The 12,649-nt window shown below is 65.9% G+C and carries 13 protein-coding genes; 8 read left to right on the top strand and 5 right to left on the bottom strand.

Features of this window, described 5'->3' with window-relative positions:
- Positions 1-8 precede the first annotated feature (8 nt).
- Positions 9-1,133 carry an FAD-dependent oxidoreductase gene (locus ACIBK2_RS23655; RefSeq protein WP_396969822.1) on the bottom strand — a complete coding sequence of 375 codons (1,125 nt, stop codon included), beginning with the start codon at positions 1,131-1,133 and terminating at the stop codon, positions 9-11.
- Between the two features lie 1,052 nt (positions 1,134-2,185).
- Between ACIBK2_RS23655 and ACIBK2_RS23650 the strand changes: the two genes are divergently transcribed.
- The 3 genes from ACIBK2_RS23650 to ACIBK2_RS23640 all read left to right on the top strand — a co-directional run bounded on the left by ACIBK2_RS23650 (position 2,186) and on the right by ACIBK2_RS23640 (position 3,287).
- Positions 2,186-2,503 carry a hypothetical protein gene (locus ACIBK2_RS23650; RefSeq protein ID WP_396969821.1) on the top strand — a complete coding sequence of 106 codons (318 nt, stop codon included), beginning with the start codon at positions 2,186-2,188 and terminating at the stop codon, positions 2,501-2,503.
- Positions 2,504-2,529: 26 nt separating this feature from the next.
- The gene (locus tag ACIBK2_RS23645; protein ID WP_396969819.1) at positions 2,530-2,775 is read left to right on the top strand and encodes a hypothetical protein; all 246 of its coding nucleotides are present in this window, start codon (positions 2,530-2,532) and stop codon (positions 2,773-2,775) included.
- A 110-nt stretch (positions 2,776-2,885) separates the two neighbouring features.
- Positions 2,886-3,287 carry a DUF6924 domain-containing protein gene (locus ACIBK2_RS23640; RefSeq protein ID WP_396969817.1) on the top strand — a complete coding sequence of 134 codons (402 nt, stop codon included), beginning with the start codon at positions 2,886-2,888 and terminating at the stop codon, positions 3,285-3,287.
- Between the two features lie 72 nt (positions 3,288-3,359).
- On the opposite strand, the gene ACIBK2_RS23635 is transcribed toward ACIBK2_RS23640, so the two are convergent.
- Positions 3,360-3,782, bottom strand: a complete 423-nt coding sequence (locus ACIBK2_RS23635) for a MarR family winged helix-turn-helix transcriptional regulator (protein ID WP_396969815.1) — start codon at positions 3,780-3,782, stop codon at positions 3,360-3,362.
- A 681-nt stretch (positions 3,783-4,463) separates the two neighbouring features.
- Here ACIBK2_RS23635 and ACIBK2_RS23630 point away from each other — a divergent pair.
- Positions 4,464-5,174, top strand: a complete 711-nt coding sequence (locus ACIBK2_RS23630) for a hypothetical protein (protein ID WP_396969814.1) — start codon at positions 4,464-4,466, stop codon at positions 5,172-5,174.
- A 74-nt stretch (positions 5,175-5,248) separates the two neighbouring features.
- Positions 5,249-5,983, top strand: a complete 735-nt coding sequence (locus ACIBK2_RS23625) for a hypothetical protein (protein ID WP_396969812.1) — start codon at positions 5,249-5,251, stop codon at positions 5,981-5,983.
- A gap of 154 nt (positions 5,984-6,137) precedes the next feature.
- On the opposite strand, the gene ACIBK2_RS23620 is transcribed toward ACIBK2_RS23625, so the two are convergent.
- Positions 6,138-6,872, bottom strand: a complete 735-nt coding sequence (locus ACIBK2_RS23620) for a GAF and ANTAR domain-containing protein (RefSeq protein WP_396969810.1) — start codon at positions 6,870-6,872, stop codon at positions 6,138-6,140.
- An 82-nt stretch (positions 6,873-6,954) separates the two neighbouring features.
- Positions 6,955-7,671, bottom strand: a complete 717-nt coding sequence (locus ACIBK2_RS23615) for a GAF and ANTAR domain-containing protein (RefSeq protein WP_396969808.1) — start codon at positions 7,669-7,671, stop codon at positions 6,955-6,957.
- 672 nt (positions 7,672-8,343) lie between these two features.
- On the opposite strand from ACIBK2_RS23615, the gene ACIBK2_RS23610 reads away from it, so the two are divergent.
- The 3 genes from ACIBK2_RS23610 (at position 8,344) to ACIBK2_RS23600 (ending at position 10,738) form a co-directional block, all read left to right on the top strand.
- Positions 8,344-9,063 carry a hypothetical protein gene (locus ACIBK2_RS23610; protein WP_396969806.1) on the top strand — a complete coding sequence of 240 codons (720 nt, stop codon included), beginning with the start codon at positions 8,344-8,346 and terminating at the stop codon, positions 9,061-9,063.
- 445 nt (positions 9,064-9,508) lie between these two features.
- Complete coding sequence (locus ACIBK2_RS23605; RefSeq protein WP_396969805.1) at positions 9,509-10,513, top strand: hypothetical protein; 1,005 nt, start codon at positions 9,509-9,511, stop codon at positions 10,511-10,513.
- Positions 10,514-10,519: 6 nt separating this feature from the next.
- Complete coding sequence (locus tag ACIBK2_RS23600; RefSeq protein WP_396969803.1) at positions 10,520-10,738, top strand: hypothetical protein; 219 nt, start codon at positions 10,520-10,522, stop codon at positions 10,736-10,738.
- Positions 10,739-11,747: 1,009 nt separating this feature from the next.
- On the opposite strand, the gene ACIBK2_RS23595 is transcribed toward ACIBK2_RS23600, so the two are convergent.
- Positions 11,748-12,461, bottom strand: coding sequence for a DUF4232 domain-containing protein (locus tag ACIBK2_RS23595; RefSeq protein ID WP_396969801.1), 714 nt, complete (start codon positions 12,459-12,461; stop codon positions 11,748-11,750).
- Positions 12,462-12,649: the final 188 nt, after the last annotated feature.

The raw sequence follows: 12,649 nt of genomic DNA, 5'->3' as shown, positions 1-12,649 counted from the left end.
CCGCGGCGTCAGGACAGTTTCGCCGTCGGGGCGAAGGCGGGTAGTTTGTCGAGGCTGCTTTGCACGGCTTCGGTGCCGTACTCGAACATCTGTCGTTCGTAGTCGTCGACCGCGTTGAGCAGGTCTTGGCGGCCTTCGTCAGCTTCGATCAGGCTGCGGCGCAGCAGATCGGCGTCGCGTAGTGCGGTGTTGGCGCCGTTGCCGCCGGTGGGGGAGGTGGCGTGGATGGCGTCGCCGAGGAGTGTGACCGGGCCTGGGGTCCAACGCTTTCCGGGTTTGACCACTCGGATGGACAGCAGGGTGCTGTTGTCGGGGTCGGCTTGTTCGATCAGTGCACGCAGGTCTGGGTGCCAGCCTTGCATTCTGGACAGCACGGCGTCCTGCGCGGTCAGACCGTCCAGCGAGCCGTTCGGCGGCAGGATCATGGCCCAGCGCACGTAATCACCGATGTCGGGCAGCGTGACTTCGGGGGCTAGTTGTTGGGCGGCTTGCTTGGGCGGGGTGGGGAAGAGCATCGCGCCCAGCAGCAGGCTGACGCCGTCGCCGGCGATCTTGGAGCCGTAGGCCTTGGACAGGCTGGCGAACTGCTCGGTCAGTGGGGTGCGGCCGATGACGAACCGGACACCGGTGTCGGTCGGGGTGGTCTGCGGCGAGAGGACCCCGCGGACCGCGGAGGTGACGCCGTCCGCGCCGACGAGCAGGTCGGTGGTGGCCGGGTCGCGGCGGGCGAATTGGGCTTGGACAGTGCCGTCGGTCAGCACGTCGTAGCCGGTGAGCGCGGCGTCGGTGTGCACGGTGAGCCCGGTCAGCAACAGGTGTCGGAGTACTTGGCGGTCGACGACGATGCCGGTCCGGCCCGCGCCGAGCTTACCGATCTCGTTGAGCTGCGGGTCCAGGATCAGCTGCTCGGCGGAGGCGTCCATGACGATCTGGTCCAGCAGCGGGTGCCAGCGTTCCGGCAGGCAGTCGCGCACCGCCTGGAAACCGATCGGGTTCAGTACGAGGCGGTAACCCTGGAATCGCGCGACGATCCCCGGGTCGCGCTCGAACACAGCTGCCTCGATCCCGGCACCACGCAGACCCTGCGCGAGGGCCAGACCTCCCAGACCGGCTCCGACAACGGAAACTCGCATCACACACCTCCACAATTTCGAAACGAACTCTGATCGTTGGTCGCAGACCGAAGTCGACGCCCAGTAGTGTTGCATGGTTAATATTAACTAGTCAAGATGTGCTCGCATCACGGATGGCGGGCTCGAGTTCCGATGTCGCGGCCTTGGTTCCGGCAATCATTCGCACTACCTCCGTGGCGTCGAAGTCGTTGCGGCTCTGGCTGTTTCGCTGACCATCTGGATGGAAACTCGCATCGCTCACCTCCACGACATCGAAACGAACTTAGTTCGTCAAGTGCGATCTAAGTTCTACTCGCTGAACTCAGATCGCGTCAAGCTATCGTGACCGGCAGGTCCGCGATGCCCTGTCGCACGGGGTGCTCGACTTCGATCCGCCGGTGCAGCGCAAGTCAGATCGTGTCGTCGAGCCAGTCGAAGATGCGTGCCACCGCCAGGCGGAGCGCGCCCGGGTGGCAGTGGGCATCGCGGTGAGGTGCCGGTACAGCTTTCGCGGGTCGGGCTGTGATCAGCCGCGGTTGCCGTTCCGGGGAGCATGGTCCTCCCCTTTACCTACCTCCCAGTGCGTCGCGCATGATGTGGGCTACCTGTCGGTTCCCGCATTCACCAGGGCCTTCACACGCTCACACACCCGATCGCCTGCTCAGTACAGACGGTCTGACACCCACATTTCCGCGTCGCGAGGAGTCCGTGTCAATCAGTGACGAAGCGGGCGGCGTTGGCGTGTGCCCAATGAGCGAAGGTGGTGGCAGATAGTCGTTGCCGACGTTCGAAATCGTGAGGAGGAGTAGGTGATGAAACACCTCGGCTTCCTGTCGCTGCGATGATGGCCGGTTGAGCAGCCCGCAGGCCGTTACGGCAATCACCGATCTCGGTACAGGTTACGTCCGTGTGATCGACATAATCGCGCTGTAATCCCGTGTGACACAACCTTTCTCCCGGATTACGCCGCAGGACAAGCACGCACACTTTTTGTTAGCCTCCGAGGGTGGCCCGACCGGACGGTCGCGGCCCGGACAGCAAGGACGAATCGTCGTCCTGGATCGGGAGATTCGATGCACCTGCTCACCGTTCGCCGCAGCATTGCCGCTGCGGGAATCGCCGGAGCGGCAGCCCTCGCGCTGGCAGCCCCCACCGTGGCCGCCGCCCAGCCGGTATCCCCTACATCGACCGTCGCGCAATCCCTGAACTCCGGTATCGCCCTGATGGACTACCCGGGCGGCGAGGGCAGCCCGCGCGGCAGCGTCGCCAATTCGGACGACGAGGGCAGCCCGCGCGGCAGCGTCGGTAATCCGGGCGGTGGGGGCAACCCTGGCGGCGGCGGCCCTGGCGGCGGCAACCCTGGCGGCGGCGGCCCGGGCGCGGGCCACTAGGGCTTCCCGAACGCGACCCCGAGCTCGTGGAGGCCTGGAGCTCCGCAATTGACGACACTAATCGCTCGATCCTCGAGCGGAGCTTGTTGATCGCACAAGACGATGGCGGGCCCGGCGTGTGCTGGCTGCTGCACCCCGACGGCGCCGCGCAGGACGGTGAGTGGGCCGCGTACGAGTGGTTAACCGGCGACGGCAGCAGTCCTGATGATGATCGTTACGAGAACTTTGGTGCGCTGCTGTGGGATGCGGCTCGGCGATTGGACACCGATTGACATGAGCCGATCAGAACAGGGTGTCGCGCACGCCCGGGTACTCAGCGAAATAACCGGAACCGCAACGACTTCGGCGCCGTGGGGGCAGCACAAATGAAAGGATGCTCGGCATGAAGAGCTTGCCGCAGTCCGATGAAACTCTCCTGATCCGCACTGACTTCTCCGATCACGAGGGCTGGGAAGCGTTGCGGACGGCAGTGACGACACCGAACGAAGACGACTTTCTGGCGAACCTGCACCTTGTGGATGATCCCGCCTATCGTGACGTGAGCGCCGAGCAGCTCGCGGTGCTGCTCGCCCCCCATTCGCTGCTCATCGTTGCTGACAAGCTCGCGATCACCTCCCCCGAACAGCCGTTGCTCGGCATCTACCGCAGCGAAGAGGGAACCGAGCAGCTGCGAGTCATCGCCGAGGAACTGTGGTCGATCGAAAACAACATCTCCCTCGCCAACATGGACTGGGACGAGTTCGCCGGTGCGGCCGACGACGACGGCATCTTCCGGGGTTTCTGACCTTGGAGTGCCCGAGGTCGCGCAGTCGCCGTCCGTGCGGGCCGGGCTCATCGCCGGAACGAATGGATGCGGCTAGCGGTTTGGCTCGAGGAATTCGGCCAGCATGACGGTGTCGCGCAGGTAGCGCTCGTACGGGAAGTCGGCTGCGAGCAACGCGTTGCGTAGTTCGTCGTAGAGCGGCTTACCACTGGCGTGGAACGCGTTGCGGCCGGCTTCGGTGGTGCCGACCAGTCGTCGTCGTCCGTGCTCGGGGTCGGGGTTGACCTGGATGAGTCCGGCTGCTTCCAGCGGGCGCAGGGCCCGGCTGATCGCCGGGTCGGACACCGAAAGCGCTTGCGCCAGTTGGTGCTGGGTCATCGGCTCGTTCTCTTCCACCATGCCGAGCAGCCGCATCTGGCTGTAACTCAACCCGTCCGAGCCTTCCGTGCGCCGCCGGGTGGCCTCACCGAGCAAAAACACCACGCGATGCAACAAGTCACCCAGCCCATCATCCATGGTGCGAGCGTATCGGAATCTTGTCCAGTTAATATTAACCGCACAACGCTCGGTGATGGTGTTGAGCGCGATGGTGAAACTCGCTAGCTCGGCCCGGTGTCTTCATTGCAAATCCAGAGCCAGGTAAAACACCTCTCATATATTTTCTGAACAGGTCGCCGCGCATCGGCTGGTATGAAACTATTTGCTTCCACATGGAATTCGTGATACGGGCCGTGGAAGTGGCTGTGCGGGAATGGACTTGATAGTAATTACCTGTGGAGTAGCGTAGGCTGAGTTCACCGCCCCAGACCTCGGCCATATCAGGCTTGTTTTCGCTGCCGTCAGAGGAGTTCGAGCATGGGTGGCTAATTTGCAAATATCAGTGCTCCATCTCTCCGGGCATTCAGTGTTTCCGCTCGAAGAGGTCGCCGCCGGGAGTGTGGTGTGTCCGCATCCGGCAGGACAGTGCTGAACATCAGCGAACGACATCCCATGACGAATTCCGTTCTCCTGCAACGTTGACGGAGACGACTCGACAAGCCAGTGAATACGCTATAGCGCGGTGTATTCGCATACTCCTTCATGTCGAATCGGAGGTTTCCCCGAAATGCCGGCCATTTCGTCGCGGCACCAGAAAGCGCGCACACCCAGCCGGTGCCGGTACGCCGACATCAGCGCATCAGCAATTGGAGCACCATCATGACCGTATCTCGCACCACCCGAACACGCGTCGCCGCTCTGCTGGGCGGTCTCGTACTCAGCGCAGGCACCATGATCGCAATAGCCCCACCGGCATTCGCCGCCTGCTCACCCATCAACGGCGCCAACGGCGCGGCGGGTACGGCTTCGCACCCGGCCGGCAATTCGGGGCTCAACGGCAGCTCCGGCACCGTCAACTGTCCAGGCGGCAACGGCGGTAACGGCGGCGCAGGCTACGGCGGCGGAGCCGGTGGCGCAGGGGGTAACGGCGGAGTCGGCGGACTCGGCCTCATGGGTACCGGCGGGGTCGGCGGCAACGGCGGACTCGGCGGACCCACCGCAGGATCCGGTGGCGCGGGCGGTGACGGTGGCGCAGGCGGCGCGGGTGCTGTCGCAGGCAGCGGCGGTGCTCCCGGCGGAGCCGGTGGGATCGGCGGCGACGCCCAAAAGCCGGATACCGGCGGTAAAGGTGGACGTGGCGGCGCTGGTGGCGGCGCCTCCGGGGTCAACAACAACGGCGGGGCCGCGGCGAACGGCGGTCACGGCGGAGCTAGTCCGCTGGGGACCGGCGGCGCAGGCGGTGGCGGAGGCAACGGCGGTGCCAAGACCGGCACCGGCACCCTCGGGCATTGCGGTGCAGGCGGGGCGGGCGGCACCGGCCTGAACGCCGGCGCCCCGGGTATCGCTGGTAGCGGCAGTGGCTCCTGCTGATCCGGCATCTCCTGAAACGCCGAATTTCGCGGCGGAATGCAGAACGCGAAGCCTCAACCAAATGGAGTAGCACCATGACCACAATTCGCACCACCCGAACACGCGCCGCCGCCCTCCTGGGCGGCCTCGTACTCAGCGCAGGCGCCATGATCGCCGTGGCCCCACCCGCATTTGCCGTCTGCCCAAACCTCGATGGTGCCAACGGCGCCGCGGGCACGTCACTCAGCCCGAGCGGTCAGCCCGGCCAGCCCGGCGGGGCGGGCGGCCTGGGCTGCCCCGGCGGCCGCGGCGGCAACGGGGGCGCGGCCGTCCTTCTGGGAATCGGTGGCGCCGGCGGGGCCGGTGGCGCGGGTGGCCTCGGCGCGAGCGCTGGATCCCTCGGGGGAGTAGGTGGAGCAGGCGGTATCGGCGGATCCGGCGCCTCGGGCCCTGGAGGTAAGGGTGGTGTCGGCGGGGCAGGCGGCGGCGGAGCTGCCGTTGGCGGACCCGGTGCGGCCGGCGGTGCGGCCGGGGCAGGCGGAGCGGCCAATGCCGGCCAAGGCGGTATCGGCGGAATCGGCGGCGCAGGCGGTGCGGCAACCGGCGCCTCCAACAACGGCGGCAACGGCGGAACCGGCGGCAATGGCGGTACCGCTACCACCGGCCATGGCGGCGACGGCGGTACCGGCGGCGCCTCAGGTACTCGGACCGGCGCCGGTACCGCGGGTAGTTGCGGCAACGGTGGCAACGGCGGACACGGCTCCCTCGGCGGCGGCAACGGTGGATTACCGGGCGCGGGCTCCGGATGTGCGGCCGGTGCACACGGCTGAGTAGCAAGCCGATCGACGAACCGACCCGGTCACACCGCGCGGTCGTGCGGTGTGACCGGAACCAGCCTCGCCCGGCACGCGACCGCCATGCCCTACCGGCGTCATCGTCCGATGATAGTCGCTGCGCGTCAACATGATTCGCGTCCCGACGGAGTTACGGTGCCGGTCGGTCGATCACCATGCCCGCATCGGCGGTGCCATCGACAATGCCACGAGCGAAGTCGGACAGGCGCAGGTTGTTGCTGCGTGCGTAGGTCCGCAACTGCTTGAAAGCGTCGTCCATGTTCAGTCCGCCGCGTTCGGAGAGCACGCCTTTGGCCTGTTCGATGATGATTCGGGTGTTCAACGCCAGCTGAAGTTGCTGGGTGACCACTTCGGTGCGGGTCACCACACGCTGGTGCAGGATCCCGATCGTAGCCACGTCGGCCAAGGCCTGCCCGACCGTCAGGTCTGGCGCCGACAACGTGCCGATGGCGGTGGAGAACAGATTCAGCGCGCCGATTCGCTCGTCGCGCAACCGCATCGGTATCGCGCATACTGCGTGAAACCCCTCGGCGAGCGCCCGCTGTGCGAACGCGGGCCATCGGTCCACCTGCTCCGAAAGATCATCGACCACAACGACTTCTCCGACGCCGAAGGCCTGCAGACACGGACCAGCTTCGGATTGCACCTGAAACAGCTCCAGCAGCCTGGTCTGCTCGCTGGTCGAGGCCAGCACCTGCAATCCACCTTCCGGCGCGCGCAGCAGGATGCCCGCGGCATCGATCGCCAACAGTCGCACGCAGTCGTCGACCAGTCGCTGTGCCAGTTCGATCACGTCGTAGTCCGCGACGAGGGTGTCCGCCAATTCCACGAACGCCTTCACCAACGGACCTTCTCGCTCCGTCATCAGATCCTCCCTGTTCATCATGCTGTGTTCTGCGAGAATTCCGGCAGATAGTCGGCGGGGTGTGCTGCACGATGGTGTCTCGTCAAGCCTCCCCGGCAGCCGGATCGAACCGCAACTGGCGCGTCACCACATCGTGGGCGACATCGGCCAGCGTGCGGTCGCCGGCGAACGCGTGCGCCTGCAGCCGCGCATACGCGTGCCGCACCGAAACCGTGAGCTGGACGGCGACCATTCCGCTGGCTTGATGGATTTCCTGACCGCGAGGCGCCGATTCCCACCAAGACCCCAAAACCACCTCCGAGCCGTTCCCCTCGGCACGGCCGTCCCCGAGCAGGATCATCGTGACCACCCTCGCCACCGAAGACGCCGCCGCGCACTCCGCGGGTTCCAACCGTCCTGGTTCATCGCGATACAGATCCAGTACCCCCACCCGCGCCGCACCGACCTGCAAGGGCAGCGCGTACATCGCACCGCGATCCGAAAGGCCCAGTGCTGCACCGAGTAACGGCCAACGTCGATGGATCACGGCGAAGTCGTCGATGAACACGGGCATACCGCTGATCGCCGCCTCGATGCCGGGTCCTGCACTGACTGTCGCTTGCAACCCTTCGATCCGCTCGGCGACAGAGTCGCTGGCGCACAACACTTCCCACCCGGTGTCCTCGATATTCACCGCGATCGCCGCCCGCTGAAACGGCAGCACCCGCAGGCAGGCCTGGCATATCCGTTCCGCCCCGCCAACGCCATCCGGCACTGTCGCCATTGCCGCGAAGAACCGCGACGGCTCAACGGCAGTCACGACGCTGAACCGGAGATATCCATGGCCCCAACAGCTTTCGTGAGTCCTACGCCCAGTTCCGATCCGGTACAGCTGGGCCGAGTCGAACACGCTTCCAGGCGGCGACATCGAACGCCGGGCGGCGGTCGAGCTGATAGCAGAACTATATTACCCCCGCCAGGGTCGGCGCAGAACGTTTCCGTGCGGTATTGATGGCAGTCCCGAACGGGTCGCTGCCATCGCGGGTCGGGACGGTTGGCGTTGCCACATCTACCCCCTGATCGAGTTATTTGTTGCGTAGTAATCAGTGCCTGAGGAGCGTAGGCTGAGTTCGCTGCTCCAGCCCGGTAATATCGTCAATCCTTCCATTGCTGGCAGCTGAGTCGAAGTATGGGTGATTGCCCGAGTGTGTCAGTGCTTCGATATCGTAGCGAGGCATTTCTGTGCATCAACTCCGCCCAAACGACCGCCCGAAAGGCCCTGGTCGGCAACGGAGTGCGTGGACTTGTCGAAGCTGTCACGGGCAATAACGTCCATCTTTTATCAAATTGTCTGACGCTGACGAAGACGGCGAAGTAATTGACTTGTCGATTAATCGATGAGCCGGTGAATACGTCGTGGCGCGAGGCGTATTCACATTCCTCCATGTCGATACATCGGCCGCATCGCTCTTCAGCAAGATGGAGTACGAATATGAACACGACTCTCAGTACACGCACCCGCATCGCCGCGCTTCTAGGCGGCCTCGTCCTGACCACGGGGACGATGATGGCCGTGGCGCCACCGGCATTCGCGGACGCCTGCGTCACCATCAATGGCGCCAACGGCGCCCCGGGTACCGCCGCCAACCCGGCGGGTGGTGCCGGTGGTAACGGCAGCTCCGGTGCGATGAACTGTCCGGGTGGGAATGGCGGCAACGGGGGTGTCGGCTACGGCGGGGGAGCCGGTGGCGCGGGCGGCAATGGCGGAAGTGGTGGACTAGGCGTTGCGGGCATAGGCGGGTCCGGTGGCATCGGCGGGCTGGGCGGACCGATCGGTGGCTCCGGCGGAGCCGGTGGCGCGGGCGGCAACGGCGGCGCGGGCGCTACCGGCGGCTCGGGTAGTGCGGGTGCGGCCGGCGGGGCAGGTGGCCTCGGCGGTGTCGCTCGTGCCGTCGATACCGGTGGCGCAGGCGGGCGTGCGGGCAACGGCGGCAACGCCTCCGGCGCAACGAACAACGGTGGCGCGGCCGCACGCGGCGGCAACGGCGGTGCCGGGGTGCTGGGTACCGGCGGAGCAGGCGGCGACGGCGGCAACGGCGGTGCCAAGACCGGCACCGGGGTGCTCGGTGCTTGCGGTCACGGTGGCAACGGCGGCGTGGGCCTGGTCGCCGGCGCTCCCGGCACCGGAGGCAGCGGCAGTGGCTCCTGCTGAGGCAGGTGCATCTCGGAGTGGGTGACCACACGCGACGGACGGCGGCTACCTGCGAAGGTGCTGCCGGGACTGCCGCCCGTCGCCGGAAGATCAACGTCGACTGTCGTTTTCGAGGCAAGTGCGGCAGCAAGCCGAGTGTCCTGGGCGCGGGTGCAACCTGTCGTCGCGGCGCTCACGCGGGCGATCGTCTACGTGCCACGCACCCGCCGCGGCGATCGCATCGCCATGCCATGTTCTGGGAAGCCGTGCGGCCCAACCGTTGCCGATATCGTTCAGCTCCGGCGCCCGGGCGGAAGCCGGAATTGTTGGTAATTGTTAGGTCGACTTCATGCGAGTTAAGGCACTGAGATGCGTTGTGTCACAAGTAGTCCCGGCGGCGAACGGTGCGGTCCGCGCGGCTTGTACCGTGGCGGAATCGAAGCGGTGACAATGCGAGCAGATCGGGATGATGAGCGAAGAGAAGGACGGCACCCCTGAGGAAAAAGGCGGCATCAAACCGTCGCAGGTCACCGCGGCAGCGCTGGCGGCGGTTACTGCCGCTTTTCTGGGATCGACGCTGGGAGTGGCCGGCACCGTGGCGGGTGCCGGGATCGCGAGCGTGGTCTCCACGGTGGGCGGTGAGCTGTACCTCCGCTCACTGAGCAAGACCAAGGCGGCGGCGCAGCGCACCACGGCGGCGGCGCTGGCACTGGCCGACTCGAGCACTCGGGAGCAGGCTGGGCAGGTTCAGCAACCGCAGCAGGCGTCCGGACCGCGAACGGTCAGCTACCAGCCGACCATGCAGAACCGGGCGGGGCTCAGGAACGACATGCGTCCAGGAGCCGGTTACCGACCTCAGTGGCAGCAGCGGCAACCCGCGCACCACAGAGCGCCGGGAGCCAACGCCGGACGGCCCGTCGACGAGGTACCCACCGTATTCATTCCCCGGCTGAATCCTGAATCGCCGGTCAAGGGTGCCGAGACCGGTGAACAGCAGGCACGTCGCCGGTACAGCCTGCACTGGCCGTTGATCATCGGCACCAGCGTGGTGGGTTTCGTCATCGCGATCCTGGCGATCACCGGCTTCGAGGGCGTCACCGGGAAGTCGATCTCGGGCGACGAGGTCACCACCGTCGGCCACATATGGAGTGGCGTCGGGGGTGGCCAGCCCGACAAGCCCCCGACGGGCGGCGACGAAAACGTTCCGCCCAGCCAGACCCGGGTGCCGACGACCACAACCCCGCCGACCAGCACCGACACCACAAAACGGCAGACGACCACCAGTCCGGCACCATCGACCAGCGCACCGGAGTCATCGACACCATCGACGACCGTGCCGGAGTCATCGACCCCGTCGACCAGCGCCCCGAAATCACCGAATACATCACGAACCCCGAACTCCCCACCGAGCAACAGCAACAACGCCCCGAGCGGTAGTAACCAACGCCCCGGCTCGACCGGGGGCAGCTAGACCTGGATGTGGTTGCCTTCCGCGGCCGCCCGTATCCTGTGGCGGCTGTCCGCACCGGCCCGTCCGGACCGGGTGGCCGCGGAGCTGGACCTGGACCCGGCGCTACTCGCGGACCGGCTCGGTCGACTGCACGACCGTCAGGTTCTGTTCGAAGAGGGAGGACGGGTCATGAGCCTGGTCACGATCGACGAAGCCGCATTCGACGAGCCCGCGCCCGCGCACTGAGCTGACCGAATGCGTATCGAACAGCCCGATCTCGTTCCGCTGCGGCACAACCGGGATTTCGTGTTGCTCGTGGGCGGTGCTGATTCCCGGTCTCCTCCTCGCCGCGGTTGGGTTGGGCCTGACATCAACAGTGACCAACGAAATCGCGCTCTCGGCGGTGCCTGCTGAACGAAGCGGTATGGCTGCCGGAGCTCTCAACTCGTTCAAACAGGCTGGCGTTGCTGCCGGAGTGGCCTCGTTCGGTGCACTATTGTCGCCCGGACCACCGACGTCACCGCTGACCGGCTCCAGCACACGGGCCGGTTCGATTCCGCGACTGTTCACACGATCGCCGCGGCGACTGGCGATGGCGCCGGCCTGCTCGCCGCAGCCAACAGCCCGCTGGACGTGCGGCCGCTGGTCGAACACGCGATCCGAGACGGCACCGCCAGCGGACTGAATACGTTGTTGATCGCGGCCTCTGCGGCTTCGGCGGCGGCGACTGTGTTGGGGTACCTATTTTTGCGCGATCACGAGACCACCTCGCGTACTGACTGTGTCCGAGTGACGGCACCGGCTGCTGATCGCATCGAACCCGCGTGGCGGCGGCGCCTACCGGGATGGACTCGTGGACGGCGGCGGGAGCGGTGACGGGGTTCAGTGGTTGTCGGATTTGCCGCAACTGCACGCTCTGCTTGAATGATGCCGCATCTCTTCGTCTTCGGTGGGTCCCAGCGATATCCTCAGGTTGGTGTGACCGCAGGGGAGTGAAAGCAGACGCGGATGAGTTCCGGCGACAAGCCCTGGAGCTTCCTTTCAGCAAAGAGGACCGGGTTGGACAAGAGCTGTTACGTCTGGATGAGGCCGCCGCAACGGTAGACGACGGCGACGGAGAGACGGCTCGACGGATGGTGGAGGCAGTAATAGCTCGCCTGCCATCTGAATATCGAACCGGCGTGATCCCGCGGCGGGCCGATCAAATTCTCGCGGACGTTGATGCGCTCCACGAGTGAGGATGTCAGGAGAGCACCTACAGCGGTGTGATCGCCCGGACGACGAGCATGCGCTGTGGGCTCGGGCAGATCAGGTTATCCCAAGGCAGCGACAGTGATTCGGTGTTGTCGGGTGGGTAGACGCGCAGGGTGTTGGTGCGCAGCGCGGCGCATTCGTTGATCTGCTTGGGGTAGGAGATGAACTCGAATTGTGCTGCCCCGCCTGGGGTCAGCGTGACCGGCGTTGGCTGGGGCGCCTGCGGGCCTTGGTCCCGAACGGCGGGCTCGCCTACCGGGTCGCCGGCGGGGCCGTTGGTTTGCGAGATGCCCGGGAAGCCTTGCAGGACACAGGTTCGCGAGCTGGAGTTGATGAATCTCAGGAACCAGGTCCCGCCTATCGGGCCGCCGACTCCCTTGTCCAGGCGAAGTTGGGCGGTCACGCATTTCGCGGGTGTGGTGTCGGCGGGAGGCGGCGGGTCTGCGACGACGGTTCTGGTCGCGGGCACTGCGGGAGGTTCGGGGATACTGCCGCCGGGCTCGGGGACACTGCCGCCGGGCTGACTCGCGGGCCCGGGTTGATTGGGCTGCCCCGGTTGGTTCGGCTGTCCGGGTTGGGTGGGTTGCCCGGGTTGCGCTGAAGGCAGCGGAGTTCGGGTCGCCGGGGTGGGTACCGACCCGGTCGTGTCGCAACCGCTGACGGTGATGGCGACGCCCACCGCGAAGCCGGCGACGAGCAGTGATTTGATCCGCATGAGATCCCCTCCAGTTCGGTACTGCAACCATTCGGTATGCAAGCTGCACATCGATGTGTGGCAGTCCCCGTTACGTCACGCGTCGACAAGGATTTGTGTAATCGGCTGCGAATCAACGCAGTTCGCCTTAACGTTGCTCGAAAACTCCCTGCTCCGAGCACCTTCGGTCACAGTGTTAACGCCAGGCG

Origin of the sequence: Nocardia sp. NPDC050175 (genome assembly GCF_044459885.1) — a bacterium.
Classification (GTDB): domain Bacteria; phylum Actinomycetota; class Actinomycetes; order Mycobacteriales; family Mycobacteriaceae; genus Nocardia.
Note: the sequence above shows the minus strand (reverse complement) of the source record. Positions and strands in the feature narration are given on the sequence as shown.